20 protein-coding genes and 1 rRNA gene are annotated in these 23,630 nt (G+C 44.3%); 12 read left to right on the plus strand and 9 right to left on the minus strand.

The features are described 5' to 3' along the window. The first annotated feature begins 94 nt into the window (after positions 1–94). The gene (locus NYR53_RS08090; RefSeq protein WP_261304702.1) at positions 95–2,410 is read left to right on the plus strand and encodes a bifunctional diguanylate cyclase/phosphodiesterase; all 2,316 of its coding nucleotides are present in this window, start codon (positions 95–97) and stop codon (positions 2,408–2,410) included. Between the two features lie 54 nt (positions 2,411–2,464). On the opposite strand, the gene NYR53_RS08095 is transcribed toward NYR53_RS08090, so the two are convergent. Beyond that, positions 2,465–3,271, minus strand: a complete 807-nt coding sequence (locus tag NYR53_RS08095) for a histidinol-phosphatase (protein ID WP_261304703.1) — start codon at positions 3,269–3,271, stop codon at positions 2,465–2,467. A 144-nt stretch (positions 3,272–3,415) separates the two neighbouring features. Further along, a complete protein-coding gene (locus NYR53_RS08100) occupies positions 3,416–4,318 on the minus strand; it encodes a LysR family transcriptional regulator (protein ID WP_029197406.1) in 903 nt (300 codons plus the stop codon). A gap of 251 nt (positions 4,319–4,569) precedes the next feature. Between NYR53_RS08100 and NYR53_RS08105 the strand changes: the two genes are divergently transcribed. After that, positions 4,570–6,096 (plus strand): MDR family MFS transporter, encoded by a 1,527-nt coding sequence (locus NYR53_RS08105; RefSeq protein WP_261304704.1) that lies wholly within the window; start codon positions 4,570–4,572, stop codon positions 6,094–6,096. Between the two features lie 13 nt (positions 6,097–6,109). Next, entirely contained in the window at positions 6,110–6,688 is a 579-nt protein-coding gene (locus NYR53_RS08110) for a PadR family transcriptional regulator (protein WP_261304705.1), read from the plus strand. A gap of 122 nt (positions 6,689–6,810) precedes the next feature. Here NYR53_RS08110 and NYR53_RS08115 read toward each other — a convergent pair whose 3' ends face one another. Then, positions 6,811–7,602 (minus strand): TIGR01457 family HAD-type hydrolase, encoded by a 792-nt coding sequence (locus NYR53_RS08115; RefSeq protein ID WP_261304706.1) that lies wholly within the window; start codon positions 7,600–7,602, stop codon positions 6,811–6,813. Positions 7,603–7,627: 25 nt separating this feature from the next. Then, complete coding sequence (locus NYR53_RS08120; protein ID WP_261304707.1) at positions 7,628–9,292, minus strand: PAS domain-containing sensor histidine kinase; 1,665 nt, start codon at positions 9,290–9,292, stop codon at positions 7,628–7,630. Between the two features lie 284 nt (positions 9,293–9,576). On the opposite strand from NYR53_RS08120, the gene NYR53_RS08125 reads away from it, so the two are divergent. Further along, positions 9,577–10,035, plus strand: coding sequence for a chemotaxis protein CheX (locus tag NYR53_RS08125; RefSeq protein ID WP_261304708.1), 459 nt, complete (start codon positions 9,577–9,579; stop codon positions 10,033–10,035). A 97-nt stretch (positions 10,036–10,132) separates the two neighbouring features. Then, complete coding sequence (locus NYR53_RS08130) at positions 10,133–10,909, plus strand: SDR family NAD(P)-dependent oxidoreductase (RefSeq protein WP_056836723.1); 777 nt, start codon at positions 10,133–10,135, stop codon at positions 10,907–10,909. A 56-nt stretch (positions 10,910–10,965) separates the two neighbouring features. Here the strand turns inward: NYR53_RS08130 and NYR53_RS08135 are convergent, their stop codons facing one another. Next, positions 10,966–11,226 (minus strand): DUF2573 family protein, encoded by a 261-nt coding sequence (locus NYR53_RS08135; RefSeq protein WP_261304709.1) that lies wholly within the window; start codon positions 11,224–11,226, stop codon positions 10,966–10,968. A gap of 83 nt (positions 11,227–11,309) precedes the next feature. Here NYR53_RS08135 and NYR53_RS08140 point away from each other — a divergent pair, with 83 nt between their 5' ends. The 4 genes from NYR53_RS08140 (at position 11,310) to NYR53_RS08155 (ending at position 14,949) form a co-directional block, all read left to right on the plus strand. After that, positions 11,310–12,143, plus strand: coding sequence for an alpha/beta hydrolase family protein (locus NYR53_RS08140; protein WP_261304710.1), 834 nt, complete (start codon positions 11,310–11,312; stop codon positions 12,141–12,143). A gap of 150 nt (positions 12,144–12,293) precedes the next feature. Then, positions 12,294–12,815 carry an RNA polymerase sigma factor gene (locus NYR53_RS08145; RefSeq protein ID WP_261304711.1) on the plus strand — a complete coding sequence of 174 codons (522 nt, stop codon included), beginning with the start codon at positions 12,294–12,296 and terminating at the stop codon, positions 12,813–12,815. Positions 12,816–12,925: 110 nt separating this feature from the next. Then, a complete protein-coding gene (locus tag NYR53_RS08150; RefSeq protein WP_261304712.1) occupies positions 12,926–14,356 on the plus strand; it encodes a DEAD/DEAH box helicase in 1,431 nt (476 codons plus the stop codon). 47 nt (positions 14,357–14,403) lie between these two features. Then, positions 14,404–14,949, plus strand: coding sequence for a hypothetical protein (locus NYR53_RS08155; RefSeq protein ID WP_261304713.1), 546 nt, complete (start codon positions 14,404–14,406; stop codon positions 14,947–14,949). A 353-nt stretch (positions 14,950–15,302) separates the two neighbouring features. On the opposite strand, the gene NYR53_RS08160 is transcribed toward NYR53_RS08155, so the two are convergent. From NYR53_RS08160 to NYR53_RS08175, 4 genes are all read right to left on the minus strand, one after another. After that, positions 15,303–16,481 (minus strand): MFS transporter, encoded by a 1,179-nt coding sequence (locus NYR53_RS08160; protein ID WP_261304714.1) that lies wholly within the window; start codon positions 16,479–16,481, stop codon positions 15,303–15,305. Beyond that, positions 16,478–17,302 carry an HAD family hydrolase gene (locus NYR53_RS08165; RefSeq protein WP_261304715.1) on the minus strand — a complete coding sequence of 275 codons (825 nt, stop codon included), beginning with the start codon at positions 17,300–17,302 and terminating at the stop codon, positions 16,478–16,480. The genes NYR53_RS08160 and NYR53_RS08165 overlap by 4 nt, the downstream gene beginning before the upstream one ends. Continuing rightward, entirely contained in the window at positions 17,295–18,071 is a 777-nt protein-coding gene (locus tag NYR53_RS08170; RefSeq protein WP_261304716.1) for a DeoR/GlpR family DNA-binding transcription regulator, read from the minus strand. The genes NYR53_RS08165 and NYR53_RS08170 overlap by 8 nt, the downstream gene beginning before the upstream one ends. Positions 18,072–18,251: 180 nt before the next feature. Beyond that, the gene (locus tag NYR53_RS08175) at positions 18,252–19,907 is read right to left on the minus strand and encodes an FAD-dependent oxidoreductase (protein WP_261304717.1); all 1,656 of its coding nucleotides are present in this window, start codon (positions 19,905–19,907) and stop codon (positions 18,252–18,254) included. 216 nt (positions 19,908–20,123) lie between these two features. Here NYR53_RS08175 and NYR53_RS08180 point away from each other — a divergent pair, with 216 nt between their 5' ends. The 3 genes from NYR53_RS08180 (at position 20,124) to NYR53_RS08190 (ending at position 23,601) form a co-directional block, all read left to right on the plus strand. Then, complete coding sequence (locus NYR53_RS08180) at positions 20,124–21,311, plus strand: S-layer homology domain-containing protein (RefSeq protein ID WP_261304718.1); 1,188 nt, start codon at positions 20,124–20,126, stop codon at positions 21,309–21,311. Between the two features lie 177 nt (positions 21,312–21,488). After that, positions 21,489–21,767: a hypothetical protein gene (locus NYR53_RS08185; protein WP_261304719.1), complete on the plus strand. Its 279-nt coding sequence runs from the start codon at positions 21,489–21,491 to the stop codon at positions 21,765–21,767. Between the two features lie 292 nt (positions 21,768–22,059). Beyond that, positions 22,060–23,601 (plus strand): 16S ribosomal RNA (locus tag NYR53_RS08190). Positions 23,602–23,630: the final 29 nt, after the last annotated feature.

Genomic DNA, 23,630 nt, shown 5'->3' on the forward strand with positions numbered 1-23,630 from the left:
AAAGATTGCATCGGAAGGTTTAGAGATGAAATAATAGAGGTGATGATGTCGAATTGTGACATAAAACTTTTATATGACTTAGGAGTAGAGTAACATGAAAATGATTCAATACACGATAATAGCTCTAATTTTCGTCATATTAGTTTCATCGTCCGAGTTTGTTCTTACTAAGTATAAGGACTCTTTACTCCATGAGCTTGAAATTACGGAACAGTCCCAATTATCCTCGAGAGCATTGGCTTTACAATCCGTAATTGACCGTAATTTTAATATGATGGTAAGCCTTGAAGCTTATGTGAATGCGAATTTTTTACAAAACAAAAGCGATAAAGAAGTCATGGACTACATTGCATCTCTTTATCTTGGCGCCCAGGGATCCACGTTTAATTTAATCATTGCGCCTAATGGCGTTATGAAGTTCGTGTATCCGATACAGGGTAACGAAAGTATATACAATTGGGATCTATTGAAAGATCCCCGTGCCAGTATTCAACAGCAAATTTCAAAAGCTTTCCAAACTAAAAAAATGACGATGGATGGCCCGTTTAAATTACTGCAAGGCATTAATGGTTTAGTCGCTCGAAAGCCAATCTATCAAGATGGTGTTTTTTGGGGCTTCGTATCTGTAGGTGTAAATCTGGATCAATTGCTTGTAGAAGCAGGGATCAAGAATAGAGAAGATACAGGAGATTTGCAGATTTCCATCCGCAATCCTGGAGAGCCTGCGTTCTATGGCGACGATTCTGTTTTTCAGGAAAATCCAATAATAGCCACTATTGAGCATACGGATATGAAATGGGAGATTGCTGCGCTGCCGCAGGCAAGTGCGGTTCAGAGCATTAGAGAGCAAATCATCTTAATACGCAGCTCTTTTATGCTTGTTCTGCTAATCGGTCTCATCTTTATCCTGTATATTCTTAGACAGCGGGATAAGTTATATCGAGCGGTAAATGAGCGCACACAAGAATTACAGTTTGCAAATGAAGATTTGACTGCTGCGAATGAAGAGCTTCTGGCAGGACAACAGGAACTGAACGATTCAACCAAACGATTGCTAGAATCCGAACAAATGCTATCCTACATGGCTTATCATGATGTTCTGACAGGGATACATAATCGAGCCCATTTTCAAATGATCTTAAAAGAACAAATTGTACACAATGAAATTAATCGTACATCCCTTGCTATACTTTTCTTTGATTTGGATAACTTCAAGATGGTTAATGATTCGCATGGTCATCACATGGGTGATCTGATGCTGCAGGAAGTTGCTAATCGGATTGGGCAATCGAACCTTTCCTATCATACGTTTGCCAGATTTGGCGGGGACGAGTTTGCCATTCTGATAGAAGATTGTTCAAGTGAGATGGAAATTCAGCTCTTCTGTGAACAATTAATAGATATCCTAAAACCGCCTTGTTTATTATCGAATCGCTCTTTTTTCATTAGTGCCAGTATCGGTATCGTGCAGTATCCTTATGGAGGCGTGACTTGGGAAGCATTGCTCAAGAATGCGGATATAGCCATGTACATTGCCAAAAAAGAGAGTGGCAGCTCATACAGCTTCTTTAATCAGCAAATGGCAATGAATTCCCTTTTAAAACTGGAGATGGGAAATCATCTGCGTCAGTCACTTGACCGGAACGAACTCGAAATTGTATATCAACCGCAGGTAGATTGTTTATTGGGCAAAGTTATTGGCGTTGAAGCACTCGTGCGTTGGAATCATACGACCAAAGGTTATATTTCACCAGCTGACTTCATACCTCTAGCAGAAGAAATAGGTACAATTGCTAGTATTGGTGAATGGGTGTTAAGAGGCGCTTGCAAGCAGATGAAGGCATGGCACAGCGTGATGGTTGAACCATTAGCTATCTCGGTCAATCTATCGGTCAAACAGCTGAATGATGAGCGTTTTGTTGATAAAGTGAAACAAATTTTAGAGGAGACAGGCCTGGAAGCTAAGTATTTGGAGATGGAAATTACCGAAAATTTCGCCATGCAGGATGAACAGCTGGAAGCACTTAGCAAGCTTCGCCAGCTGGGGATTGCGATATCCGTCGACGATTTCGGTACGCATTACTCTTCTCTAAGTTATTTGAAAAGGTTCCCCGTCACCAAAATCAAATTGGACCAATCATTTGTCCGCGGCGTACAAACGGATGACAAGGATCGAGCGATGATCAAAGCGATAATTTCCGTAGCCAATTCGTTTCAACTGCAAATTATTGCGGAAGGTGTTGAAACAGAAGAACAAGCCGGCTTTTTAGTCGCTAATGGCTGCAGTCAAATTCAAGGTTATTACTTCTTCCGGCCTATGACTGCCGAGCAAGCGCTGCCTGTCTTACAGGAATGTTTACACCCTAAGCTTGCCTTTCTTGAATCAAACCCTTCTGGCCATATTCAATAAAGATCAGAAAAAAAATCTCCCCCGCTGAAGGCAGCGAAGGAGATTTTTTCTGTTCTAGAGTTGAACGATTTGTTTTTGTTTATTTTTAAAATAGACCCAATGTTTGAAGCCGATCTCTTTTAACGTCTTGCGAACTTCTTCCCAATCGTCAGCTACGCGGCTTGGCAGATGAGCATCTGAGCCGAAGGTCACTTCAACACCATAATGCAGCGCTTGCTCCAGAATTGCGTTGGAAGGGTACCAGCCGCCTACGTCCTTCGTCTTTCCTGAAGTATTGATTTCAATCGCTACACCAGCTTCTCCGATGATCTTCAACGTTTCGTTAACCGTAGGTGTGGAGATATCAGAAAAGGCTGGATAGAAGCCTTTCATGGCATCGATATGGCCAAGGATATGAAACATGCCGGAACGTGCGGATTCTGCAATAAGATGATAATAGTCTTCTTTATGCTGAACTTTCTGCTCTTCATTTAAATGTTTCCACCTGTTGCGATTGAAAATGCTGACCCCGCCAGATAAATGAACAGAGCCAATGATGTAATCGAATGGATATTTCGCGTACTCTTGCCGGTAAACCTCGACATGCTCAGGGAAATAGTCGGACTCAACACCTAGAAGCACATCAATTTTTCCTTCATATTCTTGTTTTAGACGCAGAACTTCCTCAATATAACGGGGGAATTCGCTCTTAGCCATAGCGATTAAAGGTTGTGCCTGATCTTCTGGACTCGCAAAATAAGGGGAATGGTCAGAAATCCCGATCACTTGCAATCCGCCGGCAATAGCGGCTTCGATATAATCGCGAATTTTATCCTTAGCGTGACCACATCGATCATGATGGGTATGTAGGTCGAATTTCATTGAAAATAACCTCCTTAGAGTTTTGCTTTAGCAAAACTGGCATCGTAAGCAGTAACTTTAGAGTTTTGCTTTAGCAAAACTGGCATCGTAAGCAGTAACTTTAGAGTTTTGCTTTAGCAAAACTGGCGTCGTAAGCAGTAAATATTATTCTGAGCCGAGAAACTGGGTTTCCGGCATTCCTTTTAGATCACGAAGGAACTGCTGCATCGCAGAATTTAAGTAGCGTCCTGACTTATATACTACACCGACAGGATGGGTAATATCCAATTCGTTCACTTTGACCATTTTCAAAGTTCCATGTCGCAGTTCATCTGCGACAGAAAGCTTGGAGATGATAGCAACCCCAAGATTTAACTCTACCATGCGTTTCACTTCCTCGCTGCTGGAGAGCTCCATCACAATATGCGGGGAGACGTCATAAGCCTTGAAGATTTGGTCGACGAATCGTCGTCCTGCTGTTTCCGGAGAAAGCATAATGAATGGAATATTGCGCAGCTTCTCAATGGATAAATGGGCAAATCGGCTAAGAGGATGCTGTGTGGAAACAATCAGCTCGAAAGTATCATAATAAAGCACTGAAGTTTCTAAGGCTTGATTTTTTTCGAACAAATAAGTAATTCCAATATCAATTTGACTATTTTCCACGGAAGCCATAATTTGTGAAGAGGTCATCGAGTGGATGGTCGTCTTGATGAGTGGGAATTGGTCTTGGAAATAGGACAGCACCCTCGGCAAAATCTGCATAGCAATCGACGTTGTCGTGCCAATATGGATGTGACCTTGCGGTGTATGATGTAAGTCGGACAATCGCTGCTTGAGATCACTGGCGATCCGCAGCATTTTTTCTGCATGCTCCAAGAACAGTTTACCGCTATCGGTTAAGGTTACAGGCTGATTGCGATCAATGAGAATTGTGCCGAATTCGTCTTCAAGGCTCTTTATTTGTGCGGAAACGGCAGGTTGGGTCAAGTTAAGAATTTCGCCAGCTTTTCGAAAGCTCATTGTTTTGGATATGGTGAGCAATGTTTCTAACTGGTTCATATTCATGAGCATACCTCCTGCTTTTTATAGTAAAGATACAAATAAAATTTATCGAAATTGTAAAGGGCATAAAAACCTTTTGTAACCCCATTATATGATAGGAGTACCCGAATCGGCAACATTTTAGGATAAAGTTGGACAACGGTGTACAATCTAGCAAGGAAGCTTGGACGAATATAACCGATTTTCGTTGCTAAATACTCAAATTTGATTATAATAATTTATAGATTAAATAAACTATGAAGGAGATGCACCATATGTCGTTAACCCGTAAGTCAAATACAACGTGGACCGTTGTGGCGTTGATGTTGGGACTTTTACTGGCATCGCTGGATCAGACCATCGTTTCAACAGCGATGCCAACGATCGTGTCTAAACTAGGCGGTTTCAGCCAATTCGTCTGGGTTTTTTCAGCGTATTTAATTGCGAATGTGGCCGCCATGCCTATTTTCGGTAAACTATCCGATATGTATGGCCGAAAACTATTTTTTATTATCGGTATCGTTGTATTTATGATTGGCTCAGCTCTATGTGGAACAGCAGGATCGATGACTGAGCTCATCATCTACCGCGCCATTCAAGGTATCGGGGGCGGTGCCCTTATGCCGATTACTTTTGCGATTATTTTTGATATTTTCCCGCCTGAGAAACGGGGTAAAATGCAAGGGCTGTTCGGGGCTGTGTTCGGACTATCCAGCGTACTGGGACCGATCATTGGCGCTTACTTCACCGACCATGTGACTTGGGAATGGATTTTCTTTATTAATCTCCCCCTCGGCATTGTGTCCTTATTATTAATCATTTTCTCTTATCACGAATCCGTGGAACACAGTAAGGCGAAGATCGATTGGGGCGGAACTATTTTTCTGACAGCATCGATTATGTCCCTCATGTTTGCATTGGAACTTGGCGGTAAAGAATATGCTTGGGATTCCCTACAAATCATAGGGTTGTTTGCAGGATTTGCTGTTCTCTTAGGTACATTTATTATGATCGAGAAATATGCAGCAGAACCGATTATCCCGCTTGATTTGTTCAAAAATCGCCTTTTTTCCGCCAGTATGGGTGTTAGCTTTGCATATGGTGCTGTTTTGATATCGGCCGGAACATATATCCCTTTATTCATTCAAGGTGTATTTGAAGGCTCTGCAACAAGTGCTGGTTCTACGCTAACCCCAATGATGCTTGGTGTTGTAGTCAGCAGTGCATTCGGAGGGCGCTTCATCGGTAAGTTCTCTTATCGCAATGTCATGCTTGTTTCCGTAGCTCTACTGCTGTTAGCAACTTCGCTCTTAGGCGGAATCTCCATCGATTCCAAACGCTGGCTCATTACATCCTATATGATCCTCCTTGGTCTCGGTCTTGGCGCTTGCTTCCCAATTACATCGATGTCTGCTCTGCATAAAATAGACTTTCGCCGCAGAGGTACCGTGACTTCGCTTGTTGGTTTCTTCCGTTCCGTAGGTTCAGCAATCGGGGTAGCGGTGTTTGGCAGCATTCAAGTCAACTCGTTAAGAGATAACATTACAACATCCCTTCAGGATCCAGCGATGGCCGAGAAGTTTCATGATGCACGAATTTTACTTCAGCCACAGGTCCGTGCAAACATTCCCGCTGAAGTTCTACACAAGCTCCTAACCGCATTGGCTGATTCTATTGCCGTTGTTTTCCAGACGACCATCGTTCTGGCTGTAATAGGTCTTGTGTTCATCTTATTCATGGGTAACGCTAAACTTGAAGTGGGAAGAGCTCCAGTCAAAGAAAACGTACCCGTAGGACACTAGGAGGTTAACATCCATGTCGATGAAGCTCGTCATTCTCGGACTGTTGATGGAAGCCAATCGGCATACCTATGAAATTCGGCAAACGATGAAAGAAAGAGGCATGAACAACTACATGAAGCTGCAAGACGGCTCGCTGTATTATGCGATGGATCAACTCCATAAGGATGGTCTCGTAGAAGCACTTGAGGTTGTACGCGATACGAATCGTCCGGAGAAAACGATCTATCAAATTACCGCAGCCGGGAAATTAAAATTTCAAGAACTGTTAGTGGAACAATTGCATGAGGAAATCAGGCACTATCATCCTCTTTACGTCGCTCTGCCATTCGCCATGCATGGGGATCAGGCGAAGATTGCCGACATTCTTGAGAATAAGATTTTGGCCCAAAAAATGGTTATGAACAAAATGAAAAGCTTGTATGAAGAACACATCTCCATTGTTCCAAGAGTTGTCCTACAGATGTTGGTGGGCACCTACAAGCGTGCATTTAGCGAACTGAAATGGCTGGAACAGCTGCAGAAGGATGCCAGAGAGGGCCGCTTGCAAGAGAAGAACTCCCCGCTGGAAGTTGACTGGGACCGTATTGAATAGAAGAAAAGCCGCAACTGCTCTTGTTGAGTGCAGTTGCGGCTTTTTATTTGAATGTGGCGAGCTTACTCATAAAGGGTAATTCCGCTTCGGTAGCGATATAAAACATCCTTAGGAGCACCTTATTAGCTGCCCCATTCTTTGAACTGCGCGATGAAATGCTGCAAATCATCGCAGACCAAGTCCGGCGTCAAGCTCGCCGACGCTAGCTGCTCTTGCACGTTGTCCGCCGTGGCGACACCGGTCAACACGAGCGCCGTGCGGCATCCCGCCAACATGCCTCCGCGGATGTCGGTATGCACGTTATCGCCGATGACCCAGACATCGGCGGCAGGCAGCCCGAGCCGCTCGATGGCGTAAGCCATGATGATCGGCGAAGGCTTGCCGATCACCACGGGCTCCACGCCCGAGGCGGCGGTGATCGAAGCTGCCAGGGAGCCAGCCCCTGGCATAAGCCCACCATCCGACGGCAGCATGCGGTCGGGATTGGTTAACACATAGGTCGCGCCATGCTTCAGATGGCGGACCGCTTCCGTCAGCTTCTCATAGGAGAAGCTGCGGTCAATGCCTTGGACGACGTAATCCGGCGTCGTCCCATCACTAAGGGCGAAGCCGGACGCCTCCAAGGCGATCCGCAGTCCGGCTTCTCCGACCATATGCACGCGGTTACCTCCGCGCTGCTCGGTCAAGTACTGAGCGGCCGCCTGTGAAGACGTATAGACGGCAGCCGCTGGAACCTCAATCCCGAGCTCTTGCAGATGATCGGCAACCTGCTCTGGCGTGCGAGATGAATTGTTCGTCACGAGTAAGTACTTTAATTGGTGCTGGTGCAGCCAATGAATGAATGCCGCTGCATGGGGAATCGGTTCATGCCCCCTATACAGTGTACCGTCCAAATCAATGAGAAAACCATTCATCTTGCTTGCACTCCCCTTATTGTGTTTATTTCGTGGAAGGAAGTGTGATCTCTACCGTCGTTCCTTCTTCTAATTTACTGCGAATTTCCATAAAACCGCCGTGTGCTTCGATAATTCGGTAACAGACCATAAGACCTAGTCCTGTTCCTTTTTCTTTCGTACTATAAAACGGTTCGCCGAGCTTGGGCAGCCGCTCTGGTGCAATACCGCACCCTTGATCGATGAAACGTATAGTTATGTAGTTTGGGTTATGATCCAAAAGAGCTTGAATCCGCATTGTACCACCTACTGGCATAGCTTCCAACGCATTTTTCATAATATTGATGAAAACCTGCTTAAGCTGATGCTCATCACAGGAGACAGGCGGCAGATCTGGCTTAAGTTCGGCTTCAATTTGAATATTTCCAAGCAGTGCTTGAGGTTGAAGGAGTTCAATTGTGCTTGTGACAATGGAATCCAAGGTTTGCGTTGCGAAATGTGTCGCCTGCGGTTTGGATACAAACAAGAACTCATTCACAATAAATTCAATACGCTTCAGTTCATTTTGCATGATTTCTATGTAATATTTCTCTTTGGCATTATTCGTCTTAAGCAGCTGCAAGAATCCCTTCAAAGCCGTTAGCGGATTTCGGATTTCATGAGCAACGCCAGCAGCCAACTGCCCAACAGCTGACAGCTTGTCTGATTTGATTAGCAGCTCTTGCGTCTTTTTCAACTCGGTAATGTCTTTGAAAGTAATAACTGTACCTAGAAGTTGACCTTTCCCCTCCAGCATTGGACTAGACATGTACATGACCGGGAAGGTGGTTTCGTCTTTTCTCCAGAACATATCCTCTTGCATAGCAGAAACTTCATGATTCAAAATAGTACTCAAAATAGGACTTTCCTCAGGTGGATAAAGAGAACCATCGCTCTTAACGGGTCGAATGAGATTATGAATTTGTCGGCCCAGCATTTCATCTACTTTCCATCCGGTTATAGCCTCAGCGGCCTTATTCCAGAAAATCGTCCGACCACTCATATCAATCCCATAAATACCTTCCGAAACGGAATTGAGAATGAGTTGATTTTGCTTATACAGCTTATCGATGACCTTCTTCTGTTCTTTGACTTCGGTTAAATCTTTGAGAATGGCATAAACCCCAACAATACTGCCGTCTACCATCGTCGGTACGAAAGTTACATTGGATTGGATAGGGTATCCTTTCTGATGAACAAAAGCAGCCTCGAAATTTTGCGACATCCCGGCGGAAGCCACTTGGAAATGATGCAATGCTTTGAGCAGATCGGGCGGATTGATCATAGGAATGAAGGAAGTTAACATCGATGTTTCACGAGCTAGTCCAAGGAGACTTTCCAATCCATGATTAGCGGACAATACTTCGCCGTCTAAGCTAAACGAGATAATAGAATCAGGATGATTATCATAAAGAGATTTATATCGCTTCGCGGTTTCATTAATGGAAGATTCTCTTTTTTTTACTATTTTAATGCCAAATAAAGCTAATCCAAGAATTGAACCGAAAAGAATGACATCGAAAAATAGACCTATCCATGGCTTATCTTGTACGTATGCAAGAGGATGTATAAAGTAGAAATTTGTCCAAATCAAACATATAACAATAATATGATAAACAAGCGCAAGTTGATATAAACTCCAATTTCGAGCAGTAATATGCTGTTTAATCATACAGACTTTCAACGCCCCTTTAAGGAATTTTCCCTCATAAGCTTAACAGGAATCGACAAGAATATATATATTCTTCCATATTGATGTTGCTATTTCCTTTATTTATGAACAATTACATCGTTGTTCGACAATATAAGTATGAAGGCAGGATGAGTTTGTGTATCTGAGTAGTAGGAACTATTTTATCGAAAAAGACAGTATACTTGTCCTAATTTTTTAGGTATAATGTTGAAAAAGGTCGTTTTTCTGTGGAACTTATTCACAAATGAGATCGGAGCGGAGCTATGAAGGCTGAGTACATTAATCCCTTTTTGGAGTCGGCTAGAATTGTCATCGAGCAAGTTGCTAACATTCGCCCAACAACGGGGCTGCTCGGCGTTAAAGACGTCAAATTTGTGGAAAAGTATATCTGGATCCAAATAGGGATGACTGGGCAGATGGAAGGCGATATTGTTTTCGGCTTAGCTGAGGATGTTGCTTTGAAAATGGTTTCTGCCATGATGGGTGGATTTGTTATTACAGAAATGGATGAAATGGGTAAGAGCGCCATCTCTGAGCTGGGTAATATGATTAGCGGGAATGCAAGCACGATGCTCTTCAATCAAGGGGTTAGGGTGGATATTACACCACCGAAGATTGTTCAATCTGCGACGGCTGCAGGATTTGTGCCGAAGAAAGCATTGACCATACCTTTGATTATGGATAACATTGGCGAACTGGACATTCAAGTATTAATCACGTAAGAGACCTAGTATAGATACATATGTTAAAATGAACTGGAGTGCTGCTGAAGCGGTATCTCCATTTTTTTATAATCTATGCAATAAGGAGAAGGTAAGCTTGAACATTTCGAACAAAATCGTCTTGATTACAGGAGCTTCGAGCGGCATTGGCGCCGTTATGGCACAGCAATTTGCAGCCAAAGGAGCCATTCCTATTTTAACTGCACGCAGTTCAGCTAAACTTGAAGAAATTGCTTCAGGCTTGCAAGGGCAGCACGCTGTTTACGAGATGGATGTCACGAATACGGAGCAAGTTAATGAAGTTGTGGGACAAATTATAGCCAAATTTGGTCGTATTGATATTTTGATTAATAACGCGGGGTACGGGATATTTGAGTCGTTTACAGAGGCGCCGCTTGCACATTTTGAAGAAATGATGAATGTAAATTACATGGGCTTAGTTCGCTGTACCCAAGCTGTTCTGCCTCATATGTTGAAGGCTGGGAGCGGTCATATTGTGAACGTGGCTTCTATGGCGGGTAAGATTGGTTCGGCCAAATCGACGGGGTATTCCGCGACTAAGCATGCAGTATTAGGCTTCACAAACAGCTTGCGGCAGGAGCTAAATAGAACTGGGATCTCAATAACTGCGATAAACCCGGGACCCATCTCAACACCTTTCTTTGATAAAGCAGACCCGAGCGGTAACTATGTCAAAAATGTGGCTTGGTTTATGCTTAAACCGGAGAAAGTCGTCAAAGCACTCCTACATGCGATAGAAAAAAACATTCCCGAGAAAGATCTTCCTTTTGTAGCTGGAATGGGGATCAAATTATTTCATCTATTCCCGCGAATGTTCGATCGCTTGGCATCAGGCATTTTAAATAAAAAATAAGCGGCTCCCAGTGATAGATTGGGATTCCGCTTTTTTTCTTTCAATGATGGACGATTCTAAGTCTGTTCCGGCTTTTTCGCCGCTTGCAAGGTCTGGTTTAATTCTCGAATTTCTTCAAAAATGCGACGTACTTCGGCTTTGCCCTCTGGATGCGTTTGGTTCCAGTGGGAGGTTAGCGCCGGCAGCGATTTATGAACATGATTAAAAAATGCCCATATCTTAATTTTCTCAAGCATTTCAGGTGAAGTATCGCCTGTGATGAGTTCAGCTGTTTTGAACACTAAGGAATTAAATTCGTTCTCAAAATCTGTATTCATAGTTTCATCCCTTCGGATGGAAAATAGGTGTAGTACGTTTAGTTTATATGATGAGTTGACAGCTGTCAAAATAGGGGGGACCCATGTCCATAGCACTAGATGTTATCCAAGATGGTCAATTAGTAGGTAAAGAGCAAATTCGCTGCTTCGTGAAGCATATATCGCTTTACATTCTTACTTATGTAAGTCAAGGCCTAAAAGTGAAAGGCCTATTGGCCGTTCCAGATGGAACAAGTCCGCGACCTGCTGTCATTTACTGCCGCGGCGGCATTAAACGTGTTGGGATGGTTCGTAAACGAAGAATGATATCGATGGCTAAACGCGGCTACGTCGTCTTTGCTCCTTATTATCGAGGAAATGAAGGTGGTGAAGGACGGGAGGATTTTGGCGGGGAAGACAGGTTCGATTTGTTTCATGCTATTCCAATGGTGCAATCATTAGAGGAAGTGTTGCCAGGACCCGTACCATTGATCGGATTTTCCAGAGGTGCTGTTATGGCCATGCGTGCTGCCCGAGAGTGCAGCGGGGTTGGTCCTGTTGTCGTTTGGGGTGGTGTAAGTGACATGTTAGATACTTATGAGCAGCGTGCGGATTTAAGGCGTATGCTCAAACGGGTTGTCGGACATCCGAAGAAACAAGTCGAGGCTTACATCGATCGGTCCCCAGCCTATTGGGCAAATGAAATCGACTCGCCCATCTATATTATTCATGGAACGAAAGATTCACAAGTGGACGTCGGACATGCAAGAAAACTGGCTAATTCTCTGGAGCAAGCCGGTAAAGATTATAGGATGGCGTTATATGCAGGACTTGAGCATCGATTTCCTCGAAAAGATGATGAAAAAGCTTTGGATGACATATTTACATGGCTCGATGAGAAGCTTCAACGAAGTAAGCAGGAAGTCTTTTCCACTTAAATTAATTATTATTATTGTTTACTCCCGTTTTATGACCTAAAATAAGGTAGGAACACAATACGTTGGTTCTACCTGGTAGGTTAGGGGGCGTTTAATTCGAAGTCTCTGAGACAGATATTCAGCAGCGATTTTTATACATTAGATAAGAGCGTGCAGGAACAGATATATCAAGAGTTCTATCTCCTCGTATATCCCATGATTTACTTCATATTGAGGGATCATGCGACGGTGGAAGACATTATCCAAGAGTCATTTCTTAGGGCTGTTCGTAAAGCGCCTTTATTGACTGAGATTGATAAATATGAAAGCTGGGTTAAGAAGTTAACTCGGAATGTTACACTGAATCATCTTCGTAAGCACAAGCGCAACCGAGATGAGCTGGAAGCTGAACTCAACCTCTTCGTCAAGGAAGCGGCATCAACATCTGAATATCTGGTCCCACTGGATCAAGAAGTCGAGCTGAAGCTAATGCGCGAGGCTATTATCACCTACGTCAATCAGCTTAGTCCCTCCTACAGACAAATTATTGCGATGAAATGGATCCATAATTTATCTTACAAAGATATGGCTATTGAGCTTGGTGTAACGGAGGGAGTTGTTCGACAACGCTTGTTCCGGGCACGTGATGTGATTAAACAGAGACTGCTTGAAGAGTGGGGATCTGGCGGATAAGAGTCCTTTAGGACTCTTATTTCTACTTTCGAGGTTGTCGATTTGTATCGTTTTACGGCGTGGCATATAATAAGAAGATTAGATTGGATGAGAAAAGGGGTTTTCGTAAATTGAGTACAAGCTTTGAACAACTGCAGATCGCGCAGTCCTATTTAGATAAATTGCAAGAATTAGGGATTGGTGAGCCAACACCCATTCAAGCCGAAGGTATTCCTGTTTTAAAGCAAGGGAAGGATGCCATCATTCAATCACAAACAGGTACGGGAAAAACATTAGCCTATTTGCTTCCGGCATTAGAACGAATCGATCCTACACAAAAACAACTGCAGGTGCTTGTTGTCGTTCCCACTAGGGAGCTAGGTATGCAAATCATGCAGGAAATTGAGAAGTTCACAGAGGGTGGACCGATTCGTTCTCAATCTCTTATCGGTGGAGCGGCCATTGTTAGACAAGTAGAAAAGCTTCGATTACACCCTCATATTGTTGTTGGTACGCCGGGTCGCTTGCTTGAACTTATGAAAATAAAGAAGCTAACGCTACATCATGTGAAAATAGGTATTGTTGATGAAGTAGACCAAGTATTCGAGCTGGGTTCCATGCAGGATGTTGAAGCAGTCCTTAAAGGAATGCTTAAGTCCAGTCAGATGGTGTTTGTCTCTGCGACGATCCCTCAAAGCACCGAGCAAGCTGCGGGGAGATGGCTCAAAGATCCTGTAATTATTAAAATCAATCCGAGCCAGCGCACAGCCGAAACATTGGAACATATGTATGTCGTGTGTCAGGAGCGTGAAAAGATTGATACGCTAAGAAGACTTGTGCGACTAATTAAGCCTACATCAGCTATCGTGTTTATCAACGTTACGGACGATATTGCCCAAGTGGTGGGCAAACTCCAGTACGTTGGTTTATCTGTTGAAGCCTTGTACGGAGAAGCGAGCAAACAAGATCGAGCCAAAGTGATGGGGAATTTCCGCGAGGGGAAATTTCAATTGCTGCTGGCAACGGACGTTGCCGCAAGAGGGCTTGATATTGAAGGCGTGACCCACGTCTTCCACTTGGATCCTGCGACTAACGCGGAGTATTATCTCCACCGCGTAGGCAGGACCGGTCGGATGGGCCGCGAGGGCACGACCATCTCTATCGTGACGCCGAAGGAGCAGTTCATTCTCGAGAAATTCGAGAAGCAGCTCGGCATCACGATCGCGCCGAAGGCGATGTTCGAGGGCCGGCTCGTCGACCCGGCCCAGGACCGCAGTGCGGCGACGATGCGCAGCCGCCGCGAAGCTGCGCGCCCGAGCGGCGCAGCACCTACGCGCAGCTCCGCTGGCGCGCGGGATGCTGCCGCGCCAGCGGGCGCGGTCCGCACTAACGCCGCGGCGCCTGACGCGCGCGGCCAGAGCAGCGCGGCCCCGGCGAAGCCGGCGGCGCAGGCGAACACGGCCGCCGGCAGCAAGGCCGTGAGTAAAGCCCAGCGCGAGCGAGATCGCAAGAGCAAGGGCGCTCCTCGCTGGCTCAAAGAAAAGCAGCAGAACAAAGAGTAGCCCTATCTACGCGGGCAACAACAAATTGTATCTGCGGGGTGTGAAACGTGCTGAAAAAATTTTTCATTTTCGCCATAGTTGTGGTCATCATCCTTACGGCTGCACTTGCGATCGCCGTTCGGCATGTTAGACCTACCGAAACTTTAAACCTAGAATATAAAGAAATCACGGTCAGCAGTAAGATCGCAGACATCGTTAAGAACCGGAAGCTAGAGGTACAGCTAACGGAACAAGACCTTAATGATGTCGTAAAGAAGCAGCTGTCTGCCCATCAGGTTCTGCCTAACGATTTTCGAATTGAAGGGGCGAAGCTTACACTTCAAGGTTCCAACCTTGTGGCTGACGTGAATGTGAGGTGGCGGGAGAAGATACCCATCGGTGCCCAAATGATGTTCACCCTTGCTTGGAACCCGCCGAATTTAGTCGTTCAACATAGAAATACAAGCATTAAAGGCATGCAAGTACCAAGTGAATGGGTTCAACTTGCGCCTATCGAACTCCCTATTGAAGATCACTTGCCAAAACTTATTGGTGTAAAGAATGTACTTTTCGAGGAGAAAGCCATCATCATCCAATTAAAGCCGTTGCGATAAAAGGGGCAGCCCCATAAGCCAGTTTTAGAAAAAAAATTTTTATATTTTTTGGGATTGGGGCATATAGAAGCGTACTCCTGTTTAGCATCGTTAGCTAACAGACTTGGCCGAGCCGAGTGAGAATGTGGATATATGCATAATCATTCGGTAAGTAACTATTTCCTTCAGTGGTTTCGTTTTTTTGCTCGAGGGAGTAAGGAAATAGTAAGAAGGCAAGTTGTACAAATAACAGTTATTCCGAGAAGAAAAAAGATGTATATTCGCAAGGTTTACTCCTACAAACCATGCTGAAAATGCAAAAAAAAAAGAGGCTTCCCACAAGTAGCTACTTGTTGGACAGCCTCTTTTTTACTCTATACAGACTGAGTGTTCTGAACGTTCCATCTCCGAGAATATAAAATGATGCCTAACACGACACACATGCCAATCAGTACAAACCAAATCGACACACCAACATCAAATCGGTCCATCCCCCAACCGACACCTAAGGGAAGAATTGAACCACCAAATCCGCCTGCTGCTATAAGCGTACTCGTTGTTTGCTCCGTACGCCCTGGAAGCAGCTGATTCGCATAAATGAGAGCTACTGCGAACATACCAGACATGAATAATCCAAGTAATAATACTACGGCGAAGCTGCTCCATAGATTCGTGCTAAACACCCAGATGAGTACGGTGAGCAGACTGCCTGCAAAAGAAACCGCTAAGTAACGGAAATAAGTCATTTTCTCGGCAACTACACCGGCGAATATACGTCCTATCACCATTGCTAACCAAAAGGCTGTTACTGCGAGGGACGAAACGGAGCTGGAAGCATGTAATTGATCGGTGAAGATGGATGGCAAGAAGTTAACGATGGTATTTTCCATTCCTACATATAAGAAGAAAACGATCATGAGTAGGAGAAGAAACGTTAATGAGCTCTTCGTTAGTGCAGGGGGTTTCTCTGTCCGCTGTGTGCGATCCGCTTTATGAGCTAATAACGCATCATGCTCGCCTAAGGAAAGTTTCGACCAGACAATACCCGTAGCGAGTGCACTTAAACCTAATAGCAGGAATCCATATTTCCATAAGCCGCTGGCAATAAGGATACTTGATATAATTGGCATAAATAACGCCCCGAGGCCGAAGAAAACCTCGAGCTTATTGAAAGCAATCGCTTGATTATTTTTCGCAGCCATTAATACAAAGGTGCTAATACAGGATTCAACAAGTCCGAAAGCAACCCCGGCTATGAATGAGAGACAAACCGTAATAGGCCAAGGAGGCAGTAGAACAATGGCGATCATGGCGAAAAAGAGAAGACCAAAAGCCGCTGTAATGGTACTTCTGCGACTAATGCGACGAATAAGACTAGGCATAGAGAGAACACCTAGAAGGAAACCACCGAATTCTAGGAAGACTAGCATTCCACCATCACTGTAACTCCGTCCGTAATGGGTAAGTAATTCAGGTAAAACAGCGCCAAATATAACGTGGGTACAGCCTGTTAACAAGTATGACAAGCACCCCATAATAAGTAGTCTTTTCATAAAGCAGTGCTTCCTTTTTGTTCTAATGCAAAGTTCTCGTTATAAGCAAATACATGACCAATGGCTTCTGCAACAGAATCAACATGGTACATTGCCTTTTGTTTGACCTCCGAATGAGCCCCTTTCATAGCAAAACTATGAGGAGTGATGCCGAACATCGATACATCGTTGAAAGAGTCACCGAAACAAGCAATTTCTTCTGGCTGCAAGCCCAATTTTTCTATAAGAACAAGCAGAGAACTGCCTTTTGAAACAGCGAGAGGCATAATATCCAGACAATCTTTGTCGGAAATGAACAGCTCTAACTGATCCCCAAGCTTTTCCTCCATTAGAGCCTTAAGCTCAAGAAGCGTTTCTATTTTTCCAAACATCGAGAACTTACAAACAGCAAAATCCCCTACCAACGACTGCTCCACATCTTCTTTTACTATAAAAGGTTGGAACGTCCGGGATTGTACCTCATCGGAAGCAGGAGTCAAATGCGTGATATAATTCGCTTCCCCCGAGCAGATGAGCTTGACGAGATCAAAATCCTTAAGCAGTTGGTACACTTGATAAGCCAATTCAGGTTGAAAAAGTTGGGATTTCATGAACGAACCGTCGTCTAAATGAATGAATGCGCCATTTTGCGAGACGGAATAGGCCTGATGACCAATTTCAGCCAGTACCTGCTGCATTTCAATATTCATTCTTCCTGATGCCAAACAAAGTGCAATACCAGCTTCTTTAACTTTCCTTAGTGCAGCTAATTCTCTAGAACTAACTTTCTTATTATGATCAAGTAATGTGCCGTCCAAATCGCTTACGATAAGTTTAATCATCTTGGTCTTCTCCTCCTGCTAATACGATTTCCACATCACATGCAAGTAATTTCTCTTTCATCTCAGGGCTTAATGCCTGATCCGTTACGAGGATGTCAATACTCTCGAAGCCTACTACACGATGAAACAATCGCTTTCCGAATTTGGAATGATCCGCCAGTACAATAACTTGGTCCGCATGCTGCATCATGGCTCTCACCAGATAACAATCCTCTTCATTGGGAGCAGACAGCCCTTCTTCTGTAATTCCGCAAGTTCCGATGAGCAGCTTATCAACATGATAGTCATTTAACATCTCGATCGCTTTCGCTCCATATACGCTATGGTGTTTGTTATCCAGTACACCGCCCAGAATATGGATCGTTGTTTCATCTTTACGAGTGAGTATAGCAGCAATTTCAATTGAACTTGTCACGACGATATTTTGTTTGGAGCTAAGTGCGGTGGCGGCATGAAGGACTGTGGTCGAGGCATCCATCATGATATAATCGCCATCTTGAACGAGTGCTGCAGCTGTCTTGCCAATCGTTAGCTTCGAGGAAGACTCTGCTTGCAGCCTTTGATCATAATCGCCAACTTCTTTGGAAAGGGTAGGGAGGATGGCTCCACCGCGCGTTCGAACGATGGTCCCTTGCTCTTCGAGCTTAACCATGTCACGTCTAGCTGTGTCCCTTGAAACTTCATAAAGCTCACAAATGAGATCAACGGTAATTCGCTTATTTGATTTTAAGTATTCGACGATTGAAATAAGTCTTTCTTCTTGAAACAAGTGATACTCACTCCTTTCGCTTAAGTGAATATAAGTGATAATAAGTATATGGCTTATTATAATGCGTAGTATGCATTTTTTTCAACTATTTTGTTTTCGTAAAATTTAACGCTATTCGGCATAAAAAAACCGCATATTCGCTCAAGGAGCGAATGCACGGTTATCTCATCAATAATCTGCTTATTTAATAGCAGGTTTTTTCTTGGTTTTGATATAGCTAGGATATGTAATTTCTCCGGAGTCGAGCTTTCTAATTTCTTCTTCGTTCCAACCAGTAATTTTATTCGTACCTACTATCCCCGTAAGCTTGATTTGGTAGCGGTGAGCTAAGTACTGCTGAAGTTTGGCCATTTCATCGGGTTTTATTTCCCTCAGTTTTTGCTTGCCATGCAGTTGACCTAATATCACTCCGATAGACTCTGCGGCAAGACTCGTGTTTGGTTGAATTCTTGTGCTTCCGTAAGCGATAGCTGATGAACCTACATTTTTTCCGGCCGCGATGACATTATCATAATTTTTTAGCAAAAAGCTGCGCAGCGGCATGCCGTATTTATCCGGACGCCCCATTTCAATACCCCACTTGTTAGCACTCGTGCCCTGTAGATCAAGCGGATACCCGCCAATACTGACATTATCCCAGAACATCGTGCCTGAAAGGAGATCAGATGGTTTTAAAATATAGTCCATTTCATAGTGATTATATTCTCGGACATAAGGATACGTAGGGAGTTCGCCTAATTCAGCATGATCCCAACCCGGTAACGTTTTACGGAAGTGATTGAGAATCAAAGGTGTTTCTTTATTGCCCAGATTAACAGCTTCTTGGATGGATTCAGGGTTTGAAGGATCCACGGTATAAACAAGAAGGGCGTTGATTAGTACTTCCCCATCCCTTTGATTCACCGCATTCAATCCTCTTAGAAAAACGCGATCATTGGAAGGATGATAGGCCTTCGTCATTCCGCTTAGCCCAATAGCGAAGCTATCACTGACATATCCACCACCGAATTGCTTTGATTTCTCTTCCGGCTTTAATAGATTAAAAGTGGTATTAAACTTTTTCCAGTCGACATTTTTGAACTTCATCATCATGCCGGCACTCATATACTCGATCTCTTTTTGACCATAGAACTTCTCAAGACCTGGCAATCGCTTGGCATCCAATCTACTGATTAACGCCGCATAATCACTGTTGTCGACCCAATAGGAGGCTGTAATTTTCTTTTTTTCATTCTGCTCCGTACTATAAACAATTGAAGCGATTTTGTTCATATGATCAGGTGTATTCGTTTGTTCAATGTCATTAATGACAATGCCAGATTCCAAAGGAATGTCTTTCATTAATTTATTCATATATGTAGTGAATTCAGGAAGCTTACGAATTTTGGCGTTTCGGAAACCGTCGAATAATTCTTTGACACGGCCTTGTACGAGTAGATGACCTTGATCGTCGCGGGTTTCATCGAGAAATAACATTTGACTTTGGAGAATCTGACCTCCAAAAGCTTTATGAGGATCCAGTATTTTAACCTTCAAGCCTTCATCTGCAGCAGCTCTGGCTAGGTAAAGTCCTTCAAGCTCACTGCCGATCACAACGACGTCGATGTGTTCAATAGGATATGTATTATCACTCGCATTATTTGTTGCGACAATAGGTGCTGTAGTGGCTTCACTAACAATTGGTTTGTTTGTATGCGTGATGGTTGGTGCAGAAACAGATTCTGGTTCCAAGTTCCCTTGTTTAGGCCAAACCTTGCTATACGAAAATGCGAAAAAAACAATAATCAGAACGGCTAAAGCAATAATAAGTTGAACTCGCTGATTCCGTAAGCGCATGTGTAAACTCCTTTAATGATAGTCAGATATGATTTAAGTTTAGCAGTTTCATAGTGGATTTAACAGACTCAGAAGTAGGTTGATAGAAAAGATTTTCATGTCCACCCCCCAAAATATATTCGGATGGGCGAATTCTTGTAGCATAACCAGGAACCCTTCGCGAAGGCTCCACACAACTTAATAAAACTAACTATATGAATAAGGGAGCGAACTTGAATGAAGAAGAATCTTATGAAGAAATTTGTAGCAACTGGTCTTGTATTTACAATGGTAATGGGTGGCGCTTCCGCAGCGTTTGCCAAAGGTAATGACCGTGATGATCATAAAGGTGACAAAGGCGGAATCAAGAACAATATTCATACAAATATCAAAATCAACCTTAATTTCTATGATATGCAAAGTGCTGAATGGGCACTGCGTTACATAGCAAGCTTGGCTTCCAAAGGCGTATTCGAAGGCTATGAAGATGGATCATTCAAACCGCATAACAATGTTTCCCGCATTGAGGCTATCACGGCTGCCGTTCGTTTGATGGGATTGCGTGATAAAGCAGAATCCGCTGCAGAAATGCAAACAAAGTTGAACTTCAAAGATGCTGATAAAATTCCTTCATGGGCTGTAGGGTATGTAGCTGTAGCACTTGAGAACGATTTGTTCACGGAAAGCGATGATGCTGTTCAACCGAATCAGCCTGCAGATCGTCTATGGGCGACTACATTGTTGGTTAAAGCTTTGAAGTTGGATGCTGAAGCAAAAGCGAAAATGAACTCAACTCTTCCATTTGTTGATGCGAAGAAAATCCCAGCGGGTTCTGTAGGTTATGTAGAAGAAGCGATCGAGAAGAAATTGGTTGATGGCTTTGAGGACAATACATTCAGACCGAACCAACCTGTTACACGCGCACAACTTGCTGCGTTGCTCGACCGCACTAACGACCAACTGCCTGATCAAGATCAAAATACAAGCACCGGTACTGTAAGCGCTGCGGTTTATAACAACACGCTTTCCCTTACTAAAGCGGGCGTTACAACTCAATATGCCCTTCATCCGGAAGCATTCGTTCTACGTAACGGCGTGAAAGTTCCTGCTGCTGCTATTCAAGTTGGAGATGAAGTGAAAGTCCGCACTTTTAACAATCAAGTTGTTTACGTTGAAGTGACGAAATTGGCTGAAGTTAACCAATCCTTCGATGTTTTGGGTACGTTGAATGCGACTACTCTTAATGCTCAAGGTAAAATTGCAACAATTTCCATTACTCAAAACATTAACGGTGTCAACCAGACTACGATTTATAATGTAGCTGCTGATGTTGCTTTGACAGGTAACTTAGGCGCATTCACACAAGGGCATCTGATCCAGCTTAAAGGACAGAACCAAGTAGTTACTTCTATTGATGTGAAATAATAAAAGCATCATTTGAAAGATATAGAAAAGGTTAGATACATTGCAGTTGGCTCCTTGCTTATTTATAGCAGGGGGCCAACTGTGCTTTTAGGCTGTATAATCTTGCTTTTAATGAGGGAAACTGTCAGAGACTTAGAGTTACGCTCAAAAATACTTATATTAGGAGTTGGACTATTTATGGACGAAACACTCATGGCTACATTCAAAAGGTATTATGCCGATTACCGAGGCGCTGCAAATGTTGATCAAAGCTTTTCTGATGCTTATCAAGCGATCGCTTATCATGTCATCGAGCAAACAGAGCAATTCGCACAAGAGGGAAACCTTGCTGATATTCAAACCTTGATCCGCGAATTCAAAGAGATTGGCTTGGTTGTAGGGCCTAGCAATGATTCACTAAAGGAACGTTTTGAACAGGAACTTGTAGAGCAAGTACTTAACCGCGAATCTTTATAAAAAAAATGTCGAATTGGTGTTGAATTATCCAAGTTACCGTGATATATTATTAATTCGGCTAAAGCGAGTTGAAATTTTTATCGAAAAAAGTAAAAATAAAGCTTGCAATTGGTTGGGCGAATATGCTATATTATAAATCCGGCCGCGAGAGCAGCTCGGAATAATGAAAGAAATTGATCTTTGAAAACTGAACAACGAGTGAGTAAGCACAAACGAGAAATCGTTCAAAAAAGAGATTGCAAAATCTCGCTAGCAACGCAAATGAGCAATTAAGCTTTCAAATAGATTTTCTATTATGGAGAGTTTGATCCTGGCTCAGGACGAACGCTGGCGGCGTGCCTAATACATGCAAGTCGAGCGGATTTATCCTTCGGGATAAGTTAGCGGCGGACGGGTGAGTAACACGTAGGTAACCTGCCTATAAGACCGGGATAACTATCGGAAACGATAGCTAAGACCGGATAACTGGTTTTCTCGCATGAGAGAATTATGAAACACGGAGCAATCTGTGGCTTATAGATGGGCCTGCGGCGCATTAGCTAGTTGGTGAGGTAACGGCTCACCAAGGCGACGATGCGTAGCCGACCTGAGAGGGTGAACGGCCACACTGGGACTGAGACACGGCCCAGACTCCTACGGGAGGCAGCAGTAGGGAATCTTCCGCAATGGACGCAAGTCTGACGGAGCAACGCCGCGTGAGTGATGAAGGTTTTCGGATCGTAAAGCTCTGTTGCCCTAGACGAACAGCAAGAGGAGTAACTGCCTTTTGTGTGACGGTATAGGAGAAGAAAGCCCCGGCTAACTACGTGCCAGCAGCCGCGGTAATACGTAGGGGGCAAGCGTTGTCCGGAATTATTGGGCGTAAAGCGCGCGCAGGCGGTCAATTAAGTTGGGTGTTTAAGCCCGGGGCTCAACCCCGGTTCGCATCCAAAACTGGTTGACTTGAGTGTAGGAGAGGAAAGTGGAATTCCACGTGTAGCGGTGAAATGCGTAGAGATGTGGAGGAACACCAGTGGCGAAGGCGACTTTCTGGCCTATAACTGACGCTGAGGCGCGAAAGCGTGGGGAGCAAACAGGATTAGATACCCTGGTAGTCCACGCCGTAAACGATGCATACTAGGTGTTGGGGATTCGATTCCTCGGTGCCGAAGTTAACACAGTAAGTATGCCGCCTGGGGAGTACGCTCGCAAGAGTGAAACTCAAAGGAATTGACGGGGACCCGCACAAGCAGTGGAGTATGTGGTTTAATTCGAAGCAACGCGAAGAACCTTACCAGGTCTTGACATCCCTCTGAATACGGTAGAGATATCGTAGGCCTTCGGGACAGAGGAGACAGGTGGTGCATGGTTGTCGTCAGCTCGTGTCGTGAGATGTTGGGTTAAGTCCCGCAACGAGCGCAACCCTTGATCTTAGTTGCCAGCACTTCGGGTGGGCACTCTAAGATGACTGCCGGTGACAAACCGGAGGAAGGTGGGGATGACGTCAAATCATCATGCCCCTTATGACCTGGGCTACACACGTACTACAATGGTCGGTACAACGGGAAGCGAAGCCGCGAGGTGGAGCCAATCCTTATAAGCCGATCTCAGTTCGGATTGCAGGCTGCAACTCGCCTGCATGAAGTCGGAATTGCTAGTAATCGCGGATCAGCATGCCGCGGTGAATACGTTCCCGGGTCTTGTACACACCGCCCGTCACACCACGAGAGTTTACAACACCCGAAGTCGGTGGGGTAACCCGCAAGGGAGCCAGCCGCCGAAGGTGGGGTAGATGATTGGGGTGAAGTCGTAACAAGGTAGCCGTATCGGAAGGTGCGGCTGGATCACCTCCTTTCTATGGAGACTCGGGTCTGATAGACCCAG

Source organism: Paenibacillus andongensis, from assembly GCF_025369935.1.
In the GTDB taxonomy this organism is placed as follows: domain Bacteria; phylum Bacillota; class Bacilli; order Paenibacillales; family NBRC-103111; genus Paenibacillus_E; species Paenibacillus_E andongensis.

Bases quoted from the DNA above. Each gene is read 5' to 3' on its own strand.
- NYR53_RS08115 (WP_261304706.1), bottom strand. From the start codon at position 7,602: ATGAATGGTTTTCTCATTGATTTGGACGGTACACTGTATAGGGGGCAT.
- NYR53_RS08105 (WP_261304704.1), top strand. From the start codon at position 4,570: ATGTCGTTAACCCGTAAGTCAAATACAACGTGGACCGTTGTGGCGTTG.
- NYR53_RS08135 (WP_261304709.1), bottom strand. From the start codon at position 11,226: ATGAATACAGATTTTGAGAACGAATTTAATTCCTTAGTGTTCAAAACA.
- NYR53_RS08125 (WP_261304708.1), top strand. From the start codon at position 9,577: ATGAAGGCTGAGTACATTAATCCCTTTTTGGAGTCGGCTAGAATTGTC.
- NYR53_RS08120 (WP_261304707.1), bottom strand. From the start codon at position 9,292: ATGATTAAACAGCATATTACTGCTCGAAATTGGAGTTTATATCAACTT.
- NYR53_RS08175 (WP_261304717.1), bottom strand. From the start codon at position 19,907: ATGCGCTTACGGAATCAGCGAGTTCAACTTATTATTGCTTTAGCCGTT.
- NYR53_RS08110 (WP_261304705.1), top strand. From the start codon at position 6,110: ATGTCGATGAAGCTCGTCATTCTCGGACTGTTGATGGAAGCCAATCGG.
- NYR53_RS08160 (WP_261304714.1), bottom strand. From the start codon at position 16,481: ATGAAAAGACTACTTATTATGGGGTGCTTGTCATACTTGTTAACAGGC.
- NYR53_RS08095 (WP_261304703.1), bottom strand. From the start codon at position 3,271: ATGAAATTCGACCTACATACCCATCATGATCGATGTGGTCACGCTAAG.
- NYR53_RS08100 (WP_029197406.1), bottom strand. From the start codon at position 4,318: ATGAATATGAACCAGTTAGAAACATTGCTCACCATATCCAAAACAATG.
- NYR53_RS08090 (WP_261304702.1), top strand. From the start codon at position 95: ATGAAAATGATTCAATACACGATAATAGCTCTAATTTTCGTCATATTA.
- NYR53_RS08180 (WP_261304718.1), top strand. From the start codon at position 20,124: ATGAAGAAGAATCTTATGAAGAAATTTGTAGCAACTGGTCTTGTATTT.
- NYR53_RS08140 (WP_261304710.1), top strand. From the start codon at position 11,310: ATGTCCATAGCACTAGATGTTATCCAAGATGGTCAATTAGTAGGTAAA.
- NYR53_RS08185 (WP_261304719.1), top strand. From the start codon at position 21,489: ATGGACGAAACACTCATGGCTACATTCAAAAGGTATTATGCCGATTAC.
- NYR53_RS08165 (WP_261304715.1), bottom strand. From the start codon at position 17,302: ATGATTAAACTTATCGTAAGCGATTTGGACGGCACATTACTTGATCAT.